Raw genomic sequence first — 23,189 nt, 5'->3', positions numbered from 1 at the left:
GCATGGTGGCTAGGGGGTTGCCTTTTATCATACGAAAGAAGCCAGGAAAAATTTAAAAATTACTCCTCAGCCTTGGACTAACCAGTTGAAAAAACAAGTTTTAAATTGCCTTAATAGTATCTGCCCACCTGGCGTAATTTAAAGAGAACTAAATTTCTTGACGAATAAGTAGTCCCATCCATTATCATTAGCTGACAATTTATGGCCTCTTAGGTATTCTTCTATGAAGGTAGGTGGGGCGGGAAATTAAGTGATTGCTCCAGGGCCATGCCTTGCAGCATATGCGCTAAGATAGGCGCGCATTTCTCTTGACAAGCAGGGTAGTAGTGCCCGTGTTTCCAGTTGGTTGACTTAGGCGAAAGTCCCCACCAAAACTCTGCCAGGGCTAGCGGTTTTAACCCATGTCTAAAAGCATATTGCAAGAGTTTGGGTGCCGCGCATTCACCCGCGCCCGCCGGTGGATTCTTGCCAGAAGCTTTTTTGAACAGGTGCCTTAAGCTTTTCTCTTGACCGGCCTGGTTTAAGAAATGGTATTGGTCAAAAAGCTTTTCTTGCAAACCTAGAGAATGATTTTTTCTATGCTCCAGCAGTTGCACTCTTCTGGTATGGCTTTCTGCGGTGCTTAGGCCGTGCAAGGCTTTTATTTCTTGATTGATTTGGGTGAGTTCTGTCATGCCCTGGTTCAAGAAGCTGCCCTGGGTGAGGCTGTCAAAGATGGGCGGCACGAAATACGCATGCTGGTTGCTGTTGGCCAGCTTGCCAGAAAACGCTGCCAGAAATCCTAGCTCGTCCTGCGCGCTCTTCACTACCAATACCCCAAACATTTTGCCAATGACTGCGCCTTGCTGCGTATCAGGCTCTAAACCGAAGTTATGATGCCAGTCCCTTTGCGTTTGTAAATAGTCTTGGAGCTTTTGAGATGCCAGTTGAGCCAGCGGATGAGGGTGCTTTTGAAAAGGAGAGGGGAAGGCCTCTGGAACCGCTATTTCTTGTAAGCCTTTGCTAAACGGTAAAAAGTGTTTTGGTATTGGGGCAAGAAAAGACAAAAGCGGGCGTACGTAAGAATTCTGAAATAGCGGGGTTGACATACAAAGGTACGCAAACCTTGAGCAATCCTGCTAGGGGCTTAAAGACAGTGCTTTTGGAAATGTCGTTTTTAACCTCTTTTCCAGAAAACAGTCCAAAAACGGCTTTCTATGTCTTTGGCTTGCATTAAACCCTAAGACAACCTCTAAACCCTCTGGCAGCATAATAGGACTGGGCCCCATTATGGTACACAAACACCTGGCCGTAGCGATAATCCCCGAAGATGGCGCCCCCCAGCTCTCTCACCGATTCAGGCGTTTTCAGCCAGCTGGATGTTTTTAGGTCAAACGTTCCTAGCTGCTGAAGTTCCCGGTATTGGGCCTCGGTTAATAGGTCTATGCCCATGGCCGCGGCTAAGTCTACTGCGTTGTGCGCAGGCCTATGCTCTTTTCTGGACTCAAGGCCGGCCTGGTCGTAGCAAACGCTTCTTCGGCCGGCGGGACTTTCTGGGGAGCAGTCAAAGAACAAGAACTCTCCGGTGTTTGGATCCATGCTGACCACGTCAGGTTCCCCGCCGGTTCTTTCCATTTCTTGCAATGACAGGAGTTTATCTGGCTGCGCTTCTAGTTTTACCAGCACACTCTCCCAATTAATACCTAAATGCCGCTGCATATTATTCTCAAATCTAAATTTGAGGAGAGAGAGCAAGGACTGGTGTTGTTCTTGTAAGAGCGCCATATAGTATTAACCTTAGGTGAAGGAGGGCTTTAAATTAATAAATCCCGGATAAGGTGCCGCGTTTTTTTAGCCGGATGCCAGGGCAGATTTGCGGTAATAGTGAACAAGAGTACCCAGGGACGTTAGAGGATGTTTTGTGTGAAGCGTTTCATGGCCTTAAGATGCCAAGTATTAATATATGCCCAAAAGTCTTTTATATATTGTCAAGAAAGTAGTGAGGTTTGACCGGCGGTTTTAATTTTTCTATTTCAACCTTAATAGAACTGGCCTCTGGTAAGTTCTGCATCGTATTAATGATGTTCAATTGTGTTGGGTTTAATAGGCTCCTTCCTACCAGTACATGTGACCAGCCCTTACGCTCTAAATGAGTCCTGGAGTCCTGCACCCAGTCTTCTAATTTAAGCACCAAGGCGCCATCCTCAGAGGTTTGCCATGTTAAGTCTTCTTTTATCTCTTTTAGCTCCTCAAGGCAAGCCTCATACACCGCTTCATCTAAGGGCTTTATCTCATTCTTTAGAAAATCTTTTATGCGTTTGATGTCCTGATTTGAATTCAATTCTGCATCTAATAATGGAATGTCTTCAAAATCTTGATTCAATGCTATGATGTCCTCTACCACCCAGTCTGATAAGGATTTCTTAGTTAACTCTATGGTGAATAGAACAGTATTGGATTTCAGTAATTCTAATTTGTCACTCATGTTATGTAAATGGCAACGTACTGGGCTATAGGGTGGCGTAGCTGACCTATAGGTATGGTTGACAGTATTGGTTTTTAAGGTTCGGTTTTGTTTATTTATTTAAGTTACTACTTATAGTCATAATTCTTGAAGTCAATTCCCCTAGCTTCTAAGTGCTTTATCAGTTCTTGCTTCTTTTCATCTCCTGCCGTACTTGGTATGTAATTCATGAACTTTTTTATAAAATCCTGCACATATAAATTACCATTTTCTCTTATTGCCAGTGGCTGATGTACATCAATTTTGAGCTCGTCAATGAAATAATAGATGATTTCAAACCTATTTGATGACACAGCTTGAGAGAATGGAGTTCTAGAAGTCTTGCCCAGAGGTTTGTATGGATTTGCTCCATATTTAATTAACAGTTTCACCAATTCTAAATCGAGTCTAGCGGCTCTCATTAGAGGTGAGGTAGCCATACTAGTTATTCCTTTATCGTTAGTAAAGTCTTCTTCTAAAGCATATTCAGGGTCTGCGCCATATTCAAGCAATAGCGCTGCATACCTATTGTCAAACAATGGTTTCGGGCCTTTATCAAATATTTTGCAGGCATGGATGAGAACGCTGTATTTACTATCAGGTGTGATGAAGTTTGGTTCAGCCCCAAGTTCTAGTAGTTTCTTGAACGATTTGTATTTGTCAATGTAAATACTCAAAACCAAGACATTTGACCCAGATGAAGATGTTACACTTAATAGTCTTGGATTTTCCTTTACAAGCTTTTCTATTCGCTTTAAGTTTTCACTATTAACTGCTTTGGCTAATTCAAAAGCTTCTGTGTCTTTAAAGAACTCGACATTTCTACCGCTTTGAGCATAGCTATCTATTGCGAATAAGAAGCAAAACACAAATAGCAGTGAAATCAAATATTTCATGTAGTGCGTGTAAATGATTCAGCTAGGTATATTTTTATAATGACATTACTGTCAACGTCTAGTATAAACAATGTGCAAGGCCGTCGGCCGAAGCATGATGTTTATGCCTTGTTAGCACTTGTATTTATTCTTGTTTGTAGATCCGAATGTCAGCTAGTTTCTTGTTGTAGAAAGTGAAAGTAATTCCTTTTGAATAATAGTTTAAGTTGTAATCCTCTTGTCCTGCGAAATCAGAATATGATGACATTATAGATTTTCCAGTTCTTTCAGGTTCTCCATATCTTTCTAAGACTTCTTCAATAGTGCTTTCTTTCTTTATTCCTTTGTCGGTTGGTCCATTAAAAGGTTGATATTTTTTTGAGAGGTAATAAAAAAATATAGTCTTTACTTTATTGTCTGATACAGTAAATTCAAATCCTTTGTCATAGAAGTAATAGTATTCATCATCATTTTTTGATGGTTTGCCAGTAATTTTCAGAACATCGTCAATCTTATCTCCAACCCTTATTCCTTGAATTCCGATTCCTTCTATTATTGTTGCGCCAATCTGGCTAGTTGTTGGTTTTGACACTTTGCAACCAACTATCAAAGCAACTAAGGCAATTAAGTACAAGTAACTTTTTTTCATATTTAATATTGGTGCTAACTATCTGCTAAACCGAACTATTCGGCTTATCTGCACTATGTGCGGAGTGTTTTGTTATGATAAAGTCTAAAGTACTTTAATAAATATTGTTGGCAAAAAACTTTATCCAGGTGCCACGGGGAGGGGATTTTAGGAATGTTCAGGTCTAGAGTATATTGGCTTTACTCATTGGCATGAGTGGAAAAAGGCTTAAACGTATATAAACGCTTAAAGCGTTTATATACGTTTAAGCCTAGATAAAAAACAATCTTGGTCAGAACCCTTCTGTTTTTGGTCTGATTTTCGGAAAACAGCCAAAAAACGAAAACGCCACAATTATTCACATCTGTGGCGTTTCCGGTTCTCAGCATAAATTGGTGCTACTTGGCAAACTGCTTGGCGTCTTCTTCAGTGATAGTTTCTTCGCTCATGATGACCAGTCGCTCTACCACGTTCCTAAGCTCGCGTACGTTCCCGCGCCAGTCTAGCCCTTGCAGATAGGTCATGGCCTCTGGGGTGATGGCTTTGGGTTTGTTGCCGTAGTCACGGGCTACGTCCTGCAAGAACTTCTCTACCAGGTCTGGAATGTCTTCGCGACGGTCGTTTAGGGGTGGTACGTGAATCAAGATCACGCTCAGGCGGTGGTATAAATCTTCCCTAAAGTTCTTGGCCTCAATCTCCTCCAAAAGGTTTTTGTTGGTGGCCGCCACTACGCGCACGTCTACGGTAATGTCTTTGTCGCCGCCCACGCGGGTGATCTTGTGTTCTTGTAAGGCGCGCAAGACCTTGGCCTGGGCAGAAAGGCTCATGTCGCCTATCTCATCCAGAAACAAGGTGCCGCCGTTGGCCTGCTCAAACTTGCCAATGCGCTGCTTTACCGCCGACGTAAAAGAGCCCTTTTCATGCCCAAACAACTCGCTTTCTATCAACTCACTGGGAATGGCGGCGCAGTTTACTTCTACCATAGGGCCTTGGGCGCGGCTGCTCTGCTCGTGCAAAGAACGTGCTACCAGTTCCTTACCAGCCCCGTTTGGTCCTGTAATAAGAACACGGGCGTCTGTGGGCGCTACTTTGGCAATGGCAGATTTTACCTTGCCCAAGGCAGGTGAGGCCCCCACCATCTCATAGGCCTTGGAGATTTTCTTTTTGAGGGTCTTGGTTTCGGTGACCAGATGGGCCTTGTCTAAGGCGTTTCGCACAGATACCAATAGGCGGTTGAGGTCTGGGGGCTTTACCAGAAAATCATAGGCGCCTTTCTTGGTGGCTTCTACGGCAGTGTCAATGGTGCCGTGCGCAGATATCATGATAAAAGGCGTGTCTGGTACCAGAATAGTAGCGCGTTCCAAAACCTCCATGCCATCCATCTTAGGCATTTTGATGTCACAAAGTACCACGTCGTACCTACTTTTCTGGAGCATGTCCAGGCCGCGCTCGCCGTCCTCGGCCTCGTCTACAATGTAACTTTCGTATTCCAGAATCTCTTTGAGCGTGTACCGGATGCTACGCTCATCGTCAATGATCAGAATCTTAGGCATGATTTTCTTATTCTTTGCTTATGCGAACGATGCAAGTACGCGATTATTTTTATTTGCGGCACAGGTGCATGACCACCTGCCGTTTTTGGCTTGTTTTCTGTATAACAGGCCAAAAATGAAGCGTTCCTGAGCCATTATATCTTACAAACGTTTGGACCGTCCTGTCTTCTTGTTCAGGTTATAGAGAATGCCGGCGCTTACCGTGTGCAGGCGCAGGTTGGCGGGTATCATCACAGACCCTTGCTCAATCTGCTCCTTTATCAAATTAGAAAACAGGTAATTGTAATCTACAGCCAAAGACACGTTGCTGGTCAGCTTAAAAGACGTGCCCACCTGCATCTGCAAGCCTACCAGGTTGTATTTGGTGTCCTGAAAAGAATCCATAGCCGCCTGGGCGTTGCCGTCTGCCGGGGTTAAATCTTCTTTGTGGTAAAGCAGGGCGTAAGGCGTTAGACCATAGCTTATCCTAAACCGCTCGCCAAACCTGTTCTCCAGTAAAAGCGGAACGGTGAGCATGAGCAGCGTCTGGTCTCCCTGCCATTTGGCTTCCATGGCTTTGTTTTCAATGGTATACCCAAACTGACTCATGCGCAAACCCACACCTCCCTTGCCGTAAAAGCTACCCGCCACATACCTGCTAAAATAGACTTCTGCCGAGCCCCCGGTCTTTGGACTGAACGTGTATTGATGAATGGTGGGATCATTAGCCTCCAGTTCATCTTTGGTAAACGTCTGGTTGAGGCTAAGTTTAAGGTCTCTGTCAAATAAAGGTTGTTGCGCCTGGACCAGGTTTGACACTAAAAGAAGGCAGGCAAAGAGTAATCTTTTCATAGAAGCAATGAAGGCCAGTATTTTACTGGGTGGTAAAAAGGCCTGAGTGGGTATAGAACGGGAGGGTATACGAAATTTTACAAAAACAGGACGCCTTCCAGCACAATTTGCGCATGGCTTCTTACCTCTACCTGGTTTTTGGCCGGCATCAAAGACAAGTCCATGCTGCCGCCGCGCGTAGAGGCCTGGTAGGCCCGCAATTCTGTCTTGCCCAGGATAAACGCCCAGAAAGGGGCCAGTGCGCTGTGGGCAGAACCCGTCACGGGATCTTCATTGATGCCCACCCAAGGCCAGAAGCAACGTGAACTAAAGTCATAAGCCTCATCTTCTGAGGGCGAGGTCACCGCCAGCCCTTTCAAAAAGGGGGCATCATGGATGAGGCTTTGGTAGTCTGGTTTTAAGCCAAGCAGGGTTTTCTGGCTCTTCACCTGGACAATGAGCATGGCTAAGGGATCGGCGTAAAAAGTGCCAACGCAGTCTTCCTCCGTTATGCCCAGGGCGGCATACACTTCAGGGATGGGTTCCTTGGCCACCGGCGCATACATAGGAAAGTGCATGAGTATGCGGCCGTCATGTTCCTGACTCACTTCTAGCCGAAGGTTGTGGCCCGTTACAAAAGTAGCGTTGTTGTAATTAAGTTTCTCCAGGACCAGTTTAGCCGAGGCGAGGGTGGCATGCCCGCAAAAGGCAATCTCTGTGGTAGGCGTAAAAAACCTGATCTTAAACTCACCCTCCATCTCAGTAGAAGGCAACAGAAAGGCCGTCTCAGAGTGGTTCATCTCAGTGGCAATGGATTGCATGACAGTAGGAGTCAATTCAGTTTCCAGTAAACAGACACCTGCCGGGTTTCCCTTAAAAGCCTCCTGCGTGAACGCGTCTATGATGTAGGTCTTTATGTTCATGCAGGAAAAATAGAGGATTTCTTTTAGAATATAGGAGAAATGCCATGGGTTAGGCGTTTTTCCTTATTCTTTCTTGGGCAGGGGATTGTAGGGGTTGCGCCTGAGGGGAGAAGTTAAACCAAGCCTTTTCAAAAGGTAACAGGTTATCTTAAAGTAACTTAACTCGTACAAAAAGAAAGTATTCTATCCATTGCGGTATTCCGTTTGGCCGCAAAACCTGGCAATCCTATTTAAAAGCGCACAGGAAGGTTACATCTCTTCATCTTCCGGCTCAGCTATTTCTTGCCACTCGGTACAGTCTGTTTTCAAGGCTGTGTCTTTTCTACATAAACCAAGCTATTTTTTACCATTTATCCATGTACCATGGTTAAAATTCTATTTACAAATTCTGCCAAGAATTCGCTTGGCCCTCAAAAATGTACTGCGCTCCACAAAGTGGCTCTCTTATTTACTTTCTTCCTGCTCTCCTCCACGGCGTTTAGCCAAGTGATAGAGTGGGATAGAGTGTACGGGGGCAGTGAAGGGGATTATTTAGAGATTGTGAGGCAAACCAGTGACGGGGGCTATATTGTTGGTGGCTATACTATTGACCCAGAGGATAGTGACATCATCTATGAAGGTCATAACCGGGAAGAATTCCTAATTTTTAAAGTAGATGCCACGGGAGAAATTGAATGGAAAAAGTTTTATGGCGGCTTGGGGCCAGACTTGCTCATGGCATTAGAACAGACAAGTGATGGCGGCTATATTCTAGGTGGTACCTCCAGTTCAGACATTAGCGGTGACAAATCTGAACCTCTTATGGGAAGCAGCGACTATTGGGTCCTTAAATTAGATGCCAACGGTGATATTCAATGGCAACAGACCGTTGGTGGTAATGCGGCTGAATTTTTAAACGACGTCATTCAAACCAGCGACGGGGGGTATTTATTAGGTGGCCATTCTTACTCTGGCATAAGCGGGGATAAGACGCAAGCTTCCAGAGGGGGGTATGACTATTGGGTAGTTAAGCTAAACGCTATAGGTGCAACAGAATGGGACAAAACCTATGGAGGCAATGGTGCTGATTTGTTGAACTCTGTGTTAGAAACCAGCGACGGAGGCTTTTTGCTGGGTGGTGGATCCACCTCTCATGTAGGGGGTGATGTGACCTCGCCGCAGAAAGTGTACTGTGAAGATGAGTGTTACTTTAATTTTTGGGTAGTGAAAATAGATGCTGACGGCATGAAAGAGTGGGACCGGATGTATGGGGCCACCGGCGGAGAAACCGGGCAAAGCATTGTTGACATGGTGCACACCCAAGACGGCGGCTACCTGCTGGGAGGCTCCTCAGACTCAGATGCCAACTTTGACAAATCAGAGCCTAATAAAAGCACCTATTCAGACTACATGGATTATTGGGTGGTGAAGATTAACGCCACCGGTGACATTCAATGGGATCGGACATTGGGTGGTGATGGCATTGATAGGCTTGGCGCATTGCTGGCTACCTCAGATGGCGGCTATCTGGTAGGAGGCAGTTCCAGATCTGGCGTAAGTGATGATAAGACGGAGCCAAGTAGAGATACTGATGTAAACAATAGTGACTACTGGGTGGTGAAGTTAGATGCAATGGGTGCTAAACTCTGGGATAAGACAATTGGCGGCTCTGGAGATGATGAGCTTTCCTCTATAGACCTAGCTAGTGATGGCGGGTATTACGTTGGAGGCTCTTCTGATACTGAAATAAACGGCGACAAAACGCATGCTATAGAAGCGTATGATTTTTGGATTGTGAAACTGCGGGAAGGAGAATGCGTTCCTCCAAGCCCTGCCATATCACTCACGCCAAGTGACAATACCTACACTGGCGGCGTGGCGTCCAATCTGTATCTGGGATATGGGCCGCAGTCCATCACCTTGACGGCCGGTGGTGGCTTAAACTACTACTGGAGCCCAGTCAATGATCTAACCTACATCTCCGATTCAGAGTACGTTTTCACGCCCACTGCGCCCGGCGTCTATACCTTCAGCGTCACGGCCAGAGTAGGAGAGTGCACCGCTACCACTTCTGTGACCATCAACGTAGTGGACGTACGGTGCGGTGCTAAAAACAGCAAAGTCATGCTGTGCCATAACGGTAAGATGCTATGTGTGGAAGATGGAGCCGTGAAGGCGCATTTGAAGAACCACCCCGAGGATAGGCTAGGTGAATGTAACACAGAAACCACGATAGCCTCCCATAAAAAGAGTACTATGGTGCAGGTGTATCCAAATCCTTTTACCTCTACCACAGGCATCGCCCTTGATTTCACAGAGCCCCAGCAATACACAGTAGAAGTATATGACGGGAAAGGTACCTTGATGCAAAGGTGGCCAAGCGGCAAGGCCAAAGCCGGTGAGCAGGTAAGATTATACTGGACCCCTAAGCATGGGGAAAAGGGCTTGTATATTGTTAGGGTTATTACGCAAGACGGCGTTCAAACCAAACAAGTTGTACGGGAATAAATAGATTGCCTTTATATGTTTGCACTTTAAAAGAGGCAAGGCCACTAAGCAATACTTAGTGGCCTTGCCTCTTTATCCTACCAATAGCATACTAGAAGTTGAGTCAATGGTATTTAAAGTTTTATACTAAAAACCTTAAATGCTTATCTTAAAGTGACTTGACTCGTAAACAGAACATCCAATCTAAGGTAGCCTTCCTTTGCTTCCTCTATACCAATCCTACAAGATCTTCTCAGGAAGAAGTACGTCAATTCTCTTCCAACCTGACTACTTCTTGCCACCTTGTACAGCCTGCTTTCTAAGGCTGTGTCTTACCTAACAACCAAATACTATTTCACAATTTATCCATGTACCATGGTAAAAAAGCTATTGTTAAACCCAGCCAGCAAAAAATCTGGCTTACTTACTTTTATTCCTATTAAAGCGATGATGCTGACACTGGTCTTTTGCTTTCTCTCTTCTATAGCGTCAGGCCAGATGAAGGAATGGGACAAAACCTACGGTAGCACAGACTATGAAGTACTAAGTATTGTCCGGCAAACCAGTGACGGCGGTTACATCATGGGCGGGTCCGCGCCCTCTGGCATAAGCGGTTCCCGTGGTTTCTGGTTGGTGAAGGTAGGCGCAGCTGGAGCCGTTGAATGGGTCCAAGTCTATGGTGGCAAAGGGCTGGTAACAATGGAGCAAACCACAGACGGCGGCTATATTCTGGGGGGGAGTTATTATAGTTCCGGCAAATCTGGCGATAACTCTGACCCGGAAACCGGCTACTGGGTAGTTAAAATCAATGCCAAAGGCAAAGTGCAGTGGGACCAATCTGGGAGTCTTGGTGTTGGTGGTGAGATTCGGGACCTCATCCTAACCAGTGACGGGGGCTATTTATTGGCGGGGTGGGGGTCGTTAATTTCTGACGCTCTCACATATCACGACTATTGGATTGTGAAGCTATCTTCTAAAGGCAAGCAGCAATTTTTCAGAACCTATGGTGGAAATAGGATGGAAATATTAAGCTCTGTCCTTCAGACCAGTGACGGTGGCTATCTGCTGGGCGGCGGCTCTGACTCTGGCATAAGCGGTAATAAGACCACTCCTCAAAAGGTATACTGTAACAGGGAAAACTGCACCTTTAATTTCTGGGTGGTGAAAGTGGATGCCTCCGGCGATATGGAGTGGGACAGAACCTATGGCGCAGAGGACGGTGACGTGGGACAAAGAATTTATGACATGGTGTCTACCCAGGATGGAGGCTATCTACTGGGTGGAGTCTCTGACTCTGAGGCTAATTTTGACAAGTCAGAGCCTAGAAAGAGCGGATGGAATGATTACTATGACTACTGGGTGGTGAAGATAAACGCCACCGGTGACATCCAATGGGACAGGACCATAGGCGGAGATAGGAATGACGACCTTCGCGCTTTACTAGCCACTCCTGACGGGGGCTTCCTTTTGGGGGGATGGTCTGACTCTAACGTCAGCGGTGATAAAACGGAGCCCCGGCTGGATGCAGAGGCATTTCCCGATGGAAGAGTTGGTGGAGCCGATTATTGGGTGGTGAAAATTGACGCCATGGGTGCCAAACTCTGGGACCGAACCTTTGGCGGCGCAGGAAGAGATTTGTTCGCTTCTATGGACCTAACCACAGACGGAGGATATATTTTAGGCGGTACTTCCAATTCACCTATCAGCGGAGATAAAACAGAGGGCAACATAGGCGGTGGAGGTTCCAGGTTTGGCCCTGGAGACTACTGGATTGTGAAGATGACAGGAGAGACCTGCGTCACCCCAACCCCAGCCATCGCACTTACGCCAAGCTCCAACACGTACACTGGCGGCGTCATGAACAACATGTACCTGGGCTTCGGGCCGAAGTCCATGACCATGACGGCCAACGGCGGCACCACCTACATGTGGAGCCCATCCACAGGCCTGAGCAGTACCAACACCGCCGAGACCGTGTTCACGCCCACGGAGCCAGGCGTCTACACCTTCACGGTGACAGCCATGAATGGCGAGTGCTCCGCCAATGCCTCTGTCACCATAACCGTCATGGACGTACGTTGCGGTTCTAAAAACAACAAAGTCATGCTTTGCCATAATGGGAAGGTGCTGTGCGTAGAAGAAGGAGCCATCAAAGCCCACTTAAAGAACCATCCGGAAGACCGTCTGGGTGAGTGCCTTGGAGATGAAGTACTCGCCTTTAAAGCAGAGAACGCCAGAGTGCAGGTATATCCTAACCCATTCACCAGTTCTACTACCATTGCTTTTAGTCTGACAAAACCCCAGGGATATACCGTGGAGGTGTATGATGGCAAAGGCATTTTGATGGAGAGTTGGAATGGGGCTACCCGCAATATGGGAGAACAAGTGATGTTGAGCTGGGCTCCTAAGCACGGTGAGCGTGGGCTCTACGTAGTTAAAATCATTACCAAGGAGGGCGTGTTGAACCGCCAAATTGTAAGAGAATAACCAGAAGGATTCTTTGTCTAAGAAAAGCCGCTAAGAATGTCTTGGCGGCTTTTTAAATATATTGGTTAGCAGTAGGTTATCATAAAGCCTGCGGAATGAGATAAATCTAATAGATTTTACATTTATATCTTATCTAATTAAAATCCATCTCGTATGAATACATATCCCACCTAATAAACCTTAAGGTTAAACCTATCCATCCTACCGAGCATTCAAGGAAGAAGTGTGCCTAATTCTTTCTGTCAGGATTTTCTCGCCCTCGGTACAGTGACCCTTTCTAAACTGTGTTTTTCTGCTAACCCCCAGAGTAGTTTCTCACAATTTATCCATTTACCATGGTTAAAAATCTATTTTCTAATCCAGCCAGATTAACTTTTGGCAATCATTCTTTTATTGATATTAAAGTAGTACTGCTGTTGGTTTGTTGGCTCTTATTGTCCGTGATGGCTTTTGCCCAAACTAAAGAATGGGACAAGACCTACGGCGGCACAGAAGATGACATGCTGGAGATTGTGCGGCACACCAGTGACGGCGGCTACATCATGGCCGGAAATTCCTATTCAGGCATAAGCGGCGACAAAACCAAGGACAGCGGTGATGGGCTTGAGATGTGGGTAGTGAAAGTAGACGCCGCTGGTAAAATAGAGTGGCAAAAGGTATACGATGGCCAAGCCTGGCTCTCTGCGCTGGAGCAAACCAGTGATGGTGGCTATATTCTGGGGGGTACTTCTAGCGCAGGCAAGACCATCAACAAGTCTGACCCAAGCAGGGGAGGCAGTGACATGTGGGTGATTAAAATCAATGCCAAGGGAAAGGTTCAGTGGGACCAGACCCTGGGGGGAAGTGGTGGGGATAACTTAAGCGACATTATCCAAACCAGTGACGGCGGCTATTTGCTGGGTGGTAGTTCCAATTCAAATAAGAGTGCAAATAAGTCTGAGGATTCCAGGGGACAGTCTGACTTCTGGATAGTAAAGCTCAGCTCTAAAGGAAAACAACAATGGGACAGAACCTACGGAGGCAGTTCCTATGACCGTTTACACTCCCTTCTGCAAACCAATGACGGCGGGTACCTATTGGGCGGAAGCTCCGTCTCTATGGTTAGCGGTGACAAGACAGAGCCCCAGAGAGGATACTGTGAGGAGGAATGCGCATCAGACTTTTGGCTGGTGAAAGTAGATGCCAGCGGTAGGAAAGAATGGGACAGGACCATGGGAGCCAGCGGCGGTGAAAGCGGAGAAAGCATTCTGGACATGGTGGCTACCCAAGATGGAGGATACTTATTGGGAGGTGCTTCAGATGCGGCCCGGGCAAGCTATGATAAAACTTCGCCAAATTATAGCAGTAGTGGCGACAGAGACTTTTGGTTGGTAAAAATCAACGCCATGGGGCAAATTCTATGGGATAGAACCGTAGGTGGCACAGGCGACGAACGGTTCGGCGACCTGTTGGCTACCGCAGACGGTGGCTTCCTGATTGGCGGCAGGTCTACCTCAGGCATTAGCGGTGACAAAACAGAACCACAACGTGATGAGGATGAATACAACTCCGGTGACTATTGGGTTGTGAAATTAAGTGGCACCGGAACCACCTTATGGGATAAATCCTTCGGGGGCGCCGGAGATGACGTGCACGCTTCCATGGACCATACCATGGACGGCGGGTATATAATAGGCGGTTCCTCCAAATCGCCTATCAGCGGGGATAAATCAGAAGCTAACGTGGGCGGGTTTGACTACTGGATAGTGAAGATGTCAGGGGAGACCTGCATGACGCCAACCCCGGCCATCGCTTTGACCCGAGTGGCTAACACCTATACCGGCGACGTTCCTTCTACCCTGTACCTGGGCTACGGGCCTGAGTCCATCATGCTGACCGCCAGCGGTGGCACAACTTATGCATGGAGTCCGGCCGCGGGGTTGAGTAGTACAAACACGGCAGAAACGGTATTTTCTCCCACTGAGGCGGGCATCTACACCTTTACGGTGACGGCCATGAACGGCGAGTGCTCTGCCACGGCCTCTGTCACCATCACCGTTATGGACGTGCGTTGCGGCTCTAAGCTGACCAAGGTCATGCTGTGCCACAAAGGCCGAATGATTTGCATAGCAGATGATGCCGTCAAAGCCCACTTAAAAAACCACCCAGAGGATAAACTGGGCGAGTGCGCTAATGAAGAGATGATGGCTACCAAGGCAGAAGATGCCAACGTTCAAGTTTACCCCAATCCTTTTACCAGTTCCACTGCCATCGCAGTTAAGTTTGCTGCGGCCCAGGAGTACACTATTGAGGTATATGACGGGAAGGGCCGACTCATGGAAAAATGGTCAGGAGCAACTACACAAGCTAGGGAACAAGTCAAACTGGATTGGACTCCCAAGCGCGGCGAGCGCGGCCTGTATGTTGTCAAAATCATTACTAAAGACGGCGTGCAGAACCGGCAGATAATAAGACAATAATATAAAGTAAACACAAGGCCTCTGGACATTGGCAGAGGCCTTGTGTTTTTTTTCTGCATACTCCAAAGGCCACTCATCATGGAGTTGCCATTTCTTGGGTACTAATAAAATTTAAGCTACGTCTTCTCTTTCTAGGCATCAAGTATTTTACCTAGTTCTTTAACCCTGCTTTTTCTATCCTACCACTTTTTTATGTAAGGCATCATGATGGCGTATGTATACCAACTAAAAGCAAAAGTATCTTTTGGTTACCGCACCACTATTTTCTGCAAGAGGTTCTTATCCCTCACGGTTTTTTGTTTGGTTTCTCAGTTTGCGCTTGGCCAGACCATGGAATGGGACAAAACCTACGGCGGTACAGACCGTGATGAACTCAAGATTGTGCGGCACACCAGTGACGGCGGCTACATTATGGGCGGAACTTCCCTTTCCGGAATCAGCGGTGACAAAACCAAGGCTAGCAGAGGCGATAGAGACTTTTGGGTAATAAAAGTAGACGCCGCCGGAGCCATAGAATGGAACAAAGTCTACGGTGGTAATGGGGCTGACCGCTTGGCGGCTCTTGAACAAACCTCAGACGGAGGCTACATTCTAGGGGGTTCTTCCAATTCTGGGAACAATGGGAATAAATCTGACCCCACCCGGGGAGGTTTTGATTATTGGGTGGTCAAAATCAATGCTAAAGGTAAAGTCCAGTGGGACCAAACCGTGGGTGGGAGTGCAGATGATAATTTAGGAGACATTATACAAACAAGTGACGGAGCCTATTTACTGGGCGGAAGTTCTTCCTCTAACAAAAGTGGGAACAAATCAGAAAATGCTAGAGGTGAAAACGATTATTGGATTGTAAAACTCTCGTCAAAAGGTAGGCAACAGTGGGATAAAACCTACGGCGGAAACGCCTCTGATGCATTAAACGCGTTGTTGCAGACCAATGACGGAGGATATTTGTTGGGCGGTGGCTCTACTTCTCCGGTGAGTGGAGACAAAACCTCTCCGCAAAAGTTTTTTTGTATCACTGACTGCCACTTCTATTTCTGGGTAGTCAAAGTAGATGCTACAGGAAACCAGGAGTGGGATAAAACCTATGGCGCCGTTGACGGATATTTTGGCCAGACTATTGGAGAAATGGTCCATGCACCAGACGGAGGCTACCTACTGGGGGGCGACTCTGACGCAGGCGCCAATTTTGACAAATCTGAGCCTAACCGTAGAAAATTCTCAGACTACCGAGACTATTGGGTAGTCAAAATTGACCCACTTGGTACTATTCAATGGGATAAAACCTTAGGCGGTGACGGAGATGAGCGTTTTGGGGCCTTGTTAGCTACGCAAGACGGTGGCTTCTTGGTGGGAGGCAGGTCTGAAACTTATTTAAGCCATGATAAAACAGAGCCAAAACGAGATAACAGTGTGAATTATGGCGACTACTGGGTTGTGAAATTGAATGCCACCGGTACTAAGCTTTGGGACAAAACCTTTGGCGGAAGTGAAGGTGATTTACTGACCTCCATGGACAATACCAGTAACGGCGGCTATATCCTGGGCGGCTACTCTGACTCACCCATCAGCGGAGACAAAACCGAGGCAAACGTAGGCAATTTTGACTACTGGATTGTGAAAACGCAGGGGGAGACCTGTACGACGCCAACTCCATCTATCACCTTAACCCGAATGGCCAACACCTACACCGGTGATGTACCCTCAACCCTGTATTTAGGCTACGGGCCTGAATCTATCCTATTGACTGCCAGCGGTGGTACTACTTATTCCTGGAGCCCGGCCAGTGGTCTTAGTAATACAAATACGGCAGAGACGCTATTTTCTCCTACTGAGGCAGGCATTTACACCTTCACGGTTACTATTGGCAACGGAACCTGTACTGCCACAAAATCGGTGACTATTACAGTGAAAGATGTGCGGTGCGGCTCTAAGCTCACTAAGGTTATGCTTTGCCACAAGGGTCAGATGATATGTCTTGCGGACGAAGCCGTAAAAGCACATTTGAAAAATCATCCTGAGGATAGGTTAGGGGAATGCCTGGCAGAAGTACCTGCTTTAACTTTGACAGAAACCAATAAACTCAAAGTCTACCCGAACCCTTTCACCAGTTCTACTATTATATCTTTCACTCTAAAAGACTCTGAAGAATATACCGTAGAAGTATATGAATTCACCGGCATGCTGATGCAGAGATGGCCAAACGCCAAAGGGAAGCCAGGGCAACATATTAGGTTGCAATGGGCTCCTCAAAAAGCTCAGCGGGGCATGTACGTAGTCAAACTCATCACCAAAGATGGGGTGCAAAACGTACAGGTGATCAGGGAATAATGTTCTAATTGTTATAAATGAAAAAGCCGCCAAGTTAAACCTTGGCGGCTTTTTTTTGATGATGGCTTCAATAGTGAATTGCCAAATTTTAGTTGCTCGTTTTTGGCTTGTTTTCCAGAAAATAAGCCAAAAACGAGGGTATTACTTTTTTACTTTGGTGATTTCTTTCAGGACCTTAGCCAGCGTCTCCATGACCTGCTCATTGAAGCCGTGCGCTGTGTTGCCTAGCAGGTAATACAGTTTGTTTGGCGCCTTGATTTTATTGAAGTACTCTTTAGTAGACTGTTTAGATGTGATGATGTCTTCTTCGCCTTGAATAAAGTAAACGGGCATTTTGAAGGTAAGTGCATCTTTTAAATAATTGACAGAGGCCGCCATGGGGGTTATGCCCATGGATTGGTCGCCGGCGAAATGCAGGAAGGAGTAATCGTCTCCTTCTTCGCGGTGCTGGGCATCTGCCTCAGACGCATATTCTGGAGAGACATGAAACCAGGTTTCTGGCGCTGGTTTGGATCTCTCGCGCTCATACTTCTTGATCACCCGCATAAACTGACCAGTCTTTCTGGCCGCGGCATATGGTGGTTCGCCTAAAGCCGTTAACGTTTCTACAGAAGCTTTGTCTTTTGCTTGTTGCGCTAATTCCAGAACGCGTTGATACGCTTTCTTGTCATTGCCGGCAAAATCTACTATCTGCGAATGGCCAATGTAAGCTTTGTACAAGTCTGGGCGGGTGGTGGCTATTTTTACGCCTAACATAGATCCCCATGACGTCCCGAAGAGGATGGCTTTTTTCTGATTGACCCTTTTTAAGGCATACTCGGTTACGGCAATTCCGTCTGAGGCAAGTTGGTCCAAGGTCAACGGGTTGGCTTTGTAGTACTCTAGGCCAGCCCCGGCAGGCGCGTTCTTGCCATAAGTTTTACCGGCGCCGCGCTGGTCCCAATGCACCAACACATAGTCCTTCTCCCAGCCTTTAAACAGGGCCTCGCTGTACGGACTAAACGTACTACCTGGGCCGCCGTGCAAAAACAAAATGACAGGCTTGGACATGTCTCCCTTAATGGTCACCCACTGGTCAATGCCGTTTATTTTGACGAAGCCTTTCTCGTCTAGCATATTACCAATTACTATCTCAGTACTCAGAATACTTTCCTTAGAAGTTGAATCTGCCAGTGAGAAGGATGACACGCAGAAAAAGGACAGGGCACAGACGGATGCTCTGAGAGAAAAGGAGATTTTGATTTTCATAGGATGAGTGTAGGGAATAGGTTGGGATAGACAAGGATGATAGAGTTGTTATAAGTCTGATCAAACCTACACTAATCTTTTGGATTAAGGTATTAATCCTAGTTTATTTTTCACCACAGACCCTGCACTAGTCTAAAAGCTTCTGCATAGTCTATTTAATGAACAGGCGCTCGTCAAATGGGAAAGGCTCAAAATCTAGGACCTTAACTTGAGAAAATTCTGGGTGCCGTGGGTTCAGCAGGTAATTGTGATCCCCATGTACCACCGCCGAAGGAACTTTCATGGTCACAAACTTCCCTTCGCGCGCAAAGGAGTCGCCTAGGAGTTGCGTGGCATTAGGGTGCGGAAACGCTTTCCAGTCTGCTGGCAACTGGTCTTGGGGTAAGTCATAACAGGGTAGGGCGTCTGGCACTTCAATGGTGATGAGCCAGTAGTCAAAGGGTACAATGCCTAGCGGCGTGTGCACGGCAATCTCTGTGGTACACAGAGCCCTGGACTCACAGGTATAGACCATGGCCGTACCTTTGCTGTTCCAGCGCCCGCCTACCAGTTCGGCACCACGGCCTGACAAATCTTGCTTGTACAGGCCCTTGCTTAACCTGTAGACGATCATGCCAGCACTCCGTGTTCAATGCGCGTCAACTCGTCCTTCAAAAGACTTATCCCGAAGGTGGTGTCCAGCAGGCTCTTAGGCGTAATGCCACCCAAGGCCACGTTCTTGGCCTCCAGCCAGGCATTGAAATTCTCGGGACTTCCAAACACCTCAATGCCTCTTTTGTACAATAAGGTCACCTCCAGAATCTTCTCAGAATGAATGGGGTCAAAGGTTTTCTTCTCTTTTTTGTACCGCTGGATGGTGCGCTCAGACAAATGCAGAAACACGGACCACTCGCTCAAATTGAATGGACTCTGGCTGGCAATCTTCACAAACAAGGGGTATTTAATACCCGCCCGCACGGTCTGCACTAGCAACAGAATGTCTCTGTCGTCTACAGAACTATTGGAGAGGGTAGTGTCTAATGTAAGTGCTTTGGCCATGGTTTCTACAATTGAAAGGAAAGATACGAAACTTGTCTTAATTAAAACGACAAATGTCATGATTTAGTTTTTGAGGGTGCCATTTTAATGCTAGCACTTAAAAAGGAAGAAGCCAGAATACGAGTGAGTAGAGAGTAAGCAGTCTTATTTTCCATGAAAGTAAAACAATCATGGACAATGCTTAATTATAGTATTTAACATAAAAAATAAGCTAAGAGAATTTTAAAGTGAGCTTCCGATTTCAGCCTATTTTCTCGGAATAAGGCCAAAAGCAAAAAGTTGAGCGAAAATATAGAACTCTCTTTCACTCATAGAATAACCTTCACTTCAAACAGTCAAAAATATGGGGTGGTACAAAGCCAATCACAGGAGATTATAAAATAGAACATCCGTTTTCGGGCTGTTTTCTAGAAAACAGCCCGAAAACGGATGTAAGTTTGCACGCAGAAAGAAAGTTCTTAGGCTTCTTCTGGGTGGTAGATGATCTTATCCCGGTGTTTGAGGCCCCAGTCGCGCAGCTCCCGGATGACCGGTGCCAGGCTGTGGCCATAGTCCGTAATGGAGTATTCTACCGTGACGGGGGAGGTCTCATGCACGGTGCGCTTGACCAGCTTGTTCACCTCCAGCTCCTTCAGTTCCTTAGAAAGCATCTTGGCGGTAATGCCCGTCACGTCGCGATGCAGTTCTTTGAACCGGCGCTTGTGCACGCAGAGAGCTACAATGATGGGTATCTTCCACTTGCCGCTCAAGATGTCAAGGGCGTCTCTGATAGGAAGAATGTGGGTAATGCACATACCCGTGTCTGGTACTGTGATGGTTTCCATGGCAAATGACTTTCATGTAGGATACCGGTATACTTGAGTATATAGGTATCTATTTGAAACCAAAGTTACGTAAATTTGTTTATACAACAGTCGTAGATACACACAAAAATTTCAAAATGAAACTGATTGAAGATTTAAACTGGCGCTATGCCACTAAACGCATGACCGGAGAAGCCATTCCGGAAGAGAAGCTGAACAACATCCTGGAAGCCATTCGTTTATCGGCTTCGTCTATGGGGTTTCAGCCATACAGCGTGTTGGTGATAAAGGATACAGACCTTAGAAAGAAGATACAGGCCGTGGCATTTAACCAGCCGCAGATACTAGAAGCCTCGCATCTTTTGATATTTGCCGCCTGGGCCGATTTAACCGATGCACAGGTAGACGCCTACATGAGCCAGATTGCGCAGGAGCGAGGCATTGACGTTTCTACCCTAGCCGGTTTTTCTGACAGTTTGAAGGGTGTCATCCATAGAAACACTCCAGACCAGAACTTCCAGTGGGCGGCCAAGCAGAGCTACATTGCCTTGGGTACCGGGTTGGTGGCTGCCGCTGCCGAGCGCGTGGACGCCACGCCTATGGAAGGCTTTGACCCAGCCGCTCTGGACGAGGTGCTTGGTTTAGCTGACAAAGGTTTGCGCAGTGTCACCATCATGGCCTTGGGCTACCGCGATGAGGAGAAGGACTTCCTGGCCACCTCTAAGAAAGTGCGCCGCAGTAAAAAAGACCTTTTCCTGGAGTTAGCGTAAACTCTAGAGAACGGATAAAAAGAAAGCACCCGCTACCTCACCCGTGGCGGGTGTTTTGCTTTTAACACGTCAAATCACTGTACAGGATAAGACTATGAAAAAGAAATCCTTAGGAAAAACTGGGCTGGAGGTAGGTCCCCTGGCCTTCGGGGGCAACGTCTTTGGGTGGACCGTAGACGAGCAAACCTCCTTTCAACTACTGGATAGGTTTACAGACGCCGGCCTCAACCTCATAGACACGGCAGACGCGTATTCCAGCTGGGCGCCCGGCAACCAGGGCGGCGAGTCTGAGACCATCATTGGCAAGTGGCTAAAGGCAAGCGGCAAGAGAGACAACGTAGTCATCGCCACCAAAGTGGGCTGGGAGATTACCCCTGAGCGCAAAGGGCTCAAAAAAGACTACATCATACAATCCGTAGAAGGTTCATTAAAGAGGTTGCAAACCGATTACATTGACCTGTACCAATCCCATGTAGACGACGCCAGCACGCCTTTTCAGGAAACTTTAGAGGCGTACAGGACATTATTGGAGCAGGGAAAAATTAGGGCTATTGGCGCCTCTAACATCAAAGCCAACCGGTTAAGAGAAGCCTTGGCAGTGAGCAAGGAACATGGTTTACCTACGTATCAAACGCTTCAGCCAGAATACAACCTGTACTCCCGTGAGGGCTTTGAACATGAGCTGGAGCAGGTAGTAAAAGAACATCACTTGGGCGTGATTTCGTACTACGCACTGGCAAGTGGCTTTTTGACGGGCAAGTACCGGTCCCCAGAAGATTTCAAGAAGAGTCCAAGAGGGGGGAATATGCAGAAGTTCTTCACAGAACGAGGCGTCCGGATTTTGGCGGCTTTGGACTTGATTTCAGCGCATCATCAGGCCACGCAGGCACAGGTGGCCCTGGCCTGGCTTATGGCCCGGCCCAGCATCACCGCGCCCATTGCCAGCGCCACCAGCTTGGAGCAATTAGAAGACCTGATCAAAGCCACGCAACTCACCCTCACCGAGCATGACATCATGCGGCTAGACACCGCTAGCTCTTACTCTTATGATATTGTTTCTTCGCTTCAATAAAATAAGGTCCTAATTAGACACCGAGTCCTTGCATGTTACCGTTTTTTGCCTGTTTTCCAGAAAACAGGCAAAAAACGGATTTTTTCTTTTTAGAAATCCACGGAGTAGACTTTTTCCAGTTGCCGGTCATTAATGGCTTTGGGCATGTGCTTGAGTGCAAAGTTGCGGGCTTTTATAAAAAGAGGATTGGTAGCCTGTGCTACGTTGCCCAACAAGCGAGATTGGTTAGTGATCCAATGGGTACGTGCCAGACGGCGCTTCTCAAACCGTTTGGCCGCCGCATTCAAGTCACGGTCTAGGGATAGCTCATCAGCTAACACGGCGGCGTCTTCAATGGCCTGGCAGGCACCCTGTCCCATATTGGGCGTAGTGGCATGGGCGGCGTCACCTATAAGCAATAGGTTCTGGAAGGCGTATTTGTTGATGGGTGCCAAATCATATAAATCATGCCACAAGAGTTGCTCAGGCTGGGTAGCGTTGAAGAGTGCTGGAAGGGGAGCATGGTAATGGCTGAAATGCTGGCGTAAATCCTCAATGGTCATGGCCTTCATAGCAGGGTCATTCTGCGGTGCGTTGATACAGGCAAACCAGTAAATCTTATTGTCCTGCAAAGGTGTCCAGCCCACGCGACCGGCGGGTCCCCAGGTCTCTGATGCGTAGTGGGCAGTCAATCCCGGATTCTCTATCACAGCCCGCCAACAGGTATAGCCCGCATACCGGGGCGTGGAGGCGGGTAACAACTGTTGCCGAACGGCAGAATGTATTCCATCCGCTACTAGCACATAGTCCATTTGCCGCGTAGACCCATCTTGAAACGTAAGAGTTACACCTTGTGACGAGGTATCTGCACTGACCACTCGCTTATTGACGTGCAAGGGAACCTCAGAAAGGTGCGCAAGCAAAGCCTCATGCAGACTGGCCCTATGAATGACAAAATTATCCAGCCCGTATTTAGCGCTCATGGCCCGGCTGTCGGTGCAGTTTATGAGGCGGCCTTGCTCGTCAAAGATATGGAAACCGTCCAGGCACTGTCCCCGGGCAATGATGTCATCGGCAATGCCTAGTTTTTTAAAGGCCTTGATGGCGTTGGCGGCCAAGGCCAGTCCGGCCCCTACGGGCGCAAAGGCCGCCGCCGACTCAAATACTTCTACTTTAAATTTAAGCTGGTGCAAGGCTATGGCCGTGGTAAGGCCGCCAATGCCGCCGCCAATGATTCCTATAGTCATGTGGTAAATGCCGTAAGG

The 23,189-nt window shown here is 47.2% G+C and carries 19 protein-coding genes; 6 read left to right on the top strand and 13 right to left on the bottom strand.

Translation table 11 applies throughout. The annotated features are described in order from the left end of the window. Positions 1-221: 221 nt before the first annotated feature. The 8 genes from ABD880_RS04235 to ABD880_RS04200 form a co-directional block, all read right to left on the bottom strand. The gene (locus ABD880_RS04235) at positions 222-824 is read right to left on the bottom strand and encodes a pseudouridylate synthase (RefSeq protein ID WP_345162656.1); all 603 of its coding nucleotides are present in this window, start codon (positions 822-824) and stop codon (positions 222-224) included. Positions 825-1,212: 388 nt separating this feature from the next. Then, entirely contained in the window at positions 1,213-1,764 is a 552-nt protein-coding gene (locus ABD880_RS04230) for a DUF4256 domain-containing protein (RefSeq protein ID WP_345162654.1), read from the bottom strand. A gap of 193 nt (positions 1,765-1,957) precedes the next feature. Beyond that, positions 1,958-2,464 carry a hypothetical protein gene (locus ABD880_RS04225; RefSeq protein ID WP_345162652.1) on the bottom strand — a complete coding sequence of 169 codons (507 nt, stop codon included), beginning with the start codon at positions 2,462-2,464 and terminating at the stop codon, positions 1,958-1,960. Positions 2,465-2,571: 107 nt separating this feature from the next. Next, complete coding sequence (locus ABD880_RS04220) at positions 2,572-3,378, bottom strand: ankyrin repeat domain-containing protein (RefSeq protein WP_345162650.1); 807 nt, start codon at positions 3,376-3,378, stop codon at positions 2,572-2,574. 124 nt (positions 3,379-3,502) lie between these two features. Beyond that, on the bottom strand, positions 3,503-4,006 hold the full coding sequence (locus tag ABD880_RS04215) for a hypothetical protein (RefSeq protein ID WP_345162648.1): 504 nt from the start codon (positions 4,004-4,006) through the stop codon (positions 3,503-3,505). Positions 4,007-4,383: 377 nt separating this feature from the next. Continuing rightward, entirely contained in the window at positions 4,384-5,538 is a 1,155-nt protein-coding gene (locus ABD880_RS04210) for a sigma-54-dependent transcriptional regulator (RefSeq protein WP_345162646.1), read from the bottom strand. 141 nt (positions 5,539-5,679) lie between these two features. Then, entirely contained in the window at positions 5,680-6,369 is a 690-nt protein-coding gene (locus ABD880_RS04205) for an outer membrane beta-barrel protein (protein ID WP_345162644.1), read from the bottom strand. 77 nt (positions 6,370-6,446) lie between these two features. Next, entirely contained in the window at positions 6,447-7,271 is an 825-nt protein-coding gene (locus tag ABD880_RS04200) for a PhzF family phenazine biosynthesis protein (protein ID WP_345162642.1), read from the bottom strand. 435 nt (positions 7,272-7,706) lie between these two features. Between ABD880_RS04200 and ABD880_RS04195 the strand changes: the two genes are divergently transcribed. The 4 genes from ABD880_RS04195 to ABD880_RS04180 all read left to right on the top strand — a co-directional run bounded on the left by ABD880_RS04195 (position 7,707) and on the right by ABD880_RS04180 (position 17,014). Next, positions 7,707-9,758 carry a T9SS type A sorting domain-containing protein gene (locus tag ABD880_RS04195; protein ID WP_345162640.1) on the top strand — a complete coding sequence of 684 codons (2,052 nt, stop codon included), beginning with the start codon at positions 7,707-7,709 and terminating at the stop codon, positions 9,756-9,758. Positions 9,759-10,184: 426 nt separating this feature from the next. Then, entirely contained in the window at positions 10,185-12,224 is a 2,040-nt protein-coding gene (locus ABD880_RS04190) for a T9SS type A sorting domain-containing protein (protein ID WP_345162638.1), read from the top strand. A gap of 443 nt (positions 12,225-12,667) precedes the next feature. Beyond that, complete coding sequence (locus ABD880_RS04185) at positions 12,668-14,683, top strand: T9SS type A sorting domain-containing protein (RefSeq protein WP_345162636.1); 2,016 nt, start codon at positions 12,668-12,670, stop codon at positions 14,681-14,683. Positions 14,684-14,887: 204 nt separating this feature from the next. Beyond that, positions 14,888-17,014, top strand: a complete 2,127-nt coding sequence (locus tag ABD880_RS04180) for a T9SS type A sorting domain-containing protein (protein ID WP_345162634.1) — start codon at positions 14,888-14,890, stop codon at positions 17,012-17,014. A gap of 141 nt (positions 17,015-17,155) precedes the next feature. Here the strand turns inward: ABD880_RS04180 and ABD880_RS04175 are convergent, their stop codons facing one another. From ABD880_RS04175 to ABD880_RS04160, 4 genes are all read right to left on the bottom strand, one after another. Next, positions 17,156-18,262 carry an alpha/beta hydrolase gene (locus ABD880_RS04175; protein ID WP_345162632.1) on the bottom strand — a complete coding sequence of 369 codons (1,107 nt, stop codon included), beginning with the start codon at positions 18,260-18,262 and terminating at the stop codon, positions 17,156-17,158. A gap of 151 nt (positions 18,263-18,413) precedes the next feature. Further along, a complete protein-coding gene (locus tag ABD880_RS04170; RefSeq protein WP_345162630.1) occupies positions 18,414-18,875 on the bottom strand; it encodes an RES family NAD+ phosphorylase in 462 nt (153 codons plus the stop codon). Continuing rightward, positions 18,872-19,300 carry a type II RES/Xre toxin-antitoxin system antitoxin gene (gene parS / locus ABD880_RS04165; protein ID WP_345162628.1) on the bottom strand — a complete coding sequence of 143 codons (429 nt, stop codon included), beginning with the start codon at positions 19,298-19,300 and terminating at the stop codon, positions 18,872-18,874. Before parS ends, ABD880_RS04170 begins: the two co-directional genes overlap by 4 nt. Positions 19,301-19,758: 458 nt before the next feature. Then, entirely contained in the window at positions 19,759-20,124 is a 366-nt protein-coding gene (locus ABD880_RS04160; protein ID WP_345162626.1) for a winged helix-turn-helix transcriptional regulator, read from the bottom strand. 116 nt (positions 20,125-20,240) lie between these two features. Between ABD880_RS04160 and ABD880_RS04155 the strand changes: the two genes are divergently transcribed. Both ABD880_RS04155 and ABD880_RS04150 read left to right on the top strand, forming a co-directional pair. Further along, the gene (locus tag ABD880_RS04155) at positions 20,241-20,873 is read left to right on the top strand and encodes a nitroreductase family protein (RefSeq protein ID WP_345162624.1); all 633 of its coding nucleotides are present in this window, start codon (positions 20,241-20,243) and stop codon (positions 20,871-20,873) included. Positions 20,874-20,967: 94 nt separating this feature from the next. Continuing rightward, entirely contained in the window at positions 20,968-21,945 is a 978-nt protein-coding gene (locus ABD880_RS04150; RefSeq protein ID WP_345162622.1) for an aldo/keto reductase, read from the top strand. Between the two features lie 89 nt (positions 21,946-22,034). Here ABD880_RS04150 and ABD880_RS04145 read toward each other — a convergent pair whose 3' ends face one another. Continuing rightward, positions 22,035-23,171, bottom strand: coding sequence for an FAD-dependent monooxygenase (locus ABD880_RS04145; protein WP_345162620.1), 1,137 nt, complete (start codon positions 23,169-23,171; stop codon positions 22,035-22,037). Positions 23,172-23,189 lie beyond the last annotated feature (18 nt).

It is taken from the genome of Nibribacter koreensis, from assembly GCF_039541795.1.
In the GTDB taxonomy this organism is placed as follows: domain Bacteria; phylum Bacteroidota; class Bacteroidia; order Cytophagales; family Hymenobacteraceae; genus Nibribacter; species Nibribacter koreensis.
This window is presented reverse-complemented; position numbering and strand designations above follow the sequence as displayed.

Bases quoted from the DNA above. Each gene is read 5' to 3' on its own strand.
- ABD880_RS04220 (WP_345162650.1), bottom strand. From the start codon at position 3,378: ATGAAATATTTGATTTCACTGCTATTTGTGTTTTGCTTCTTATTCGCA.
- ABD880_RS04215 (WP_345162648.1), bottom strand. From the start codon at position 4,006: ATGAAAAAAAGTTACTTGTACTTAATTGCCTTAGTTGCTTTGATAGTT.
- ABD880_RS04230 (WP_345162654.1), bottom strand. From the start codon at position 1,764: ATGGCGCTCTTACAAGAACAACACCAGTCCTTGCTCTCTCTCCTCAAA.
- ABD880_RS04185 (WP_345162636.1), top strand. From the start codon at position 12,668: ATGGCTTTTGCCCAAACTAAAGAATGGGACAAGACCTACGGCGGCACA.
- ABD880_RS04175 (WP_345162632.1), bottom strand. From the start codon at position 18,262: ATGAAAATCAAAATCTCCTTTTCTCTCAGAGCATCCGTCTGTGCCCTG.
- ABD880_RS04145 (WP_345162620.1), bottom strand. From the start codon at position 23,171: ATGACTATAGGAATCATTGGCGGCGGCATTGGCGGCCTTACCACGGCC.
- ABD880_RS04200 (WP_345162642.1), bottom strand. From the start codon at position 7,271: ATGAACATAAAGACCTACATCATAGACGCGTTCACGCAGGAGGCTTTT.
- ABD880_RS04150 (WP_345162622.1), top strand. From the start codon at position 20,968: ATGAAAAAGAAATCCTTAGGAAAAACTGGGCTGGAGGTAGGTCCCCTG.
- ABD880_RS04190 (WP_345162638.1), top strand. From the start codon at position 10,185: ATGATGCTGACACTGGTCTTTTGCTTTCTCTCTTCTATAGCGTCAGGC.
- parS (WP_345162628.1), bottom strand. From the start codon at position 19,300: ATGGCCAAAGCACTTACATTAGACACTACCCTCTCCAATAGTTCTGTA.
- ABD880_RS04210 (WP_345162646.1), bottom strand. From the start codon at position 5,538: ATGCCTAAGATTCTGATCATTGACGATGAGCGTAGCATCCGGTACACG.
- ABD880_RS04235 (WP_345162656.1), bottom strand. From the start codon at position 824: ATGTTTGGGGTATTGGTAGTGAAGAGCGCGCAGGACGAGCTAGGATTT.
- ABD880_RS04205 (WP_345162644.1), bottom strand. From the start codon at position 6,369: ATGAAAAGATTACTCTTTGCCTGCCTTCTTTTAGTGTCAAACCTGGTC.
- ABD880_RS04155 (WP_345162624.1), top strand. From the start codon at position 20,241: ATGAAACTGATTGAAGATTTAAACTGGCGCTATGCCACTAAACGCATG.
- ABD880_RS04170 (WP_345162630.1), bottom strand. From the start codon at position 18,875: ATGATCGTCTACAGGTTAAGCAAGGGCCTGTACAAGCAAGATTTGTCA.
- ABD880_RS04160 (WP_345162626.1), bottom strand. From the start codon at position 20,124: ATGGAAACCATCACAGTACCAGACACGGGTATGTGCATTACCCACATT.
- ABD880_RS04180 (WP_345162634.1), top strand. From the start codon at position 14,888: ATGATGGCGTATGTATACCAACTAAAAGCAAAAGTATCTTTTGGTTAC.
- ABD880_RS04225 (WP_345162652.1), bottom strand. From the start codon at position 2,464: ATGAGTGACAAATTAGAATTACTGAAATCCAATACTGTTCTATTCACC.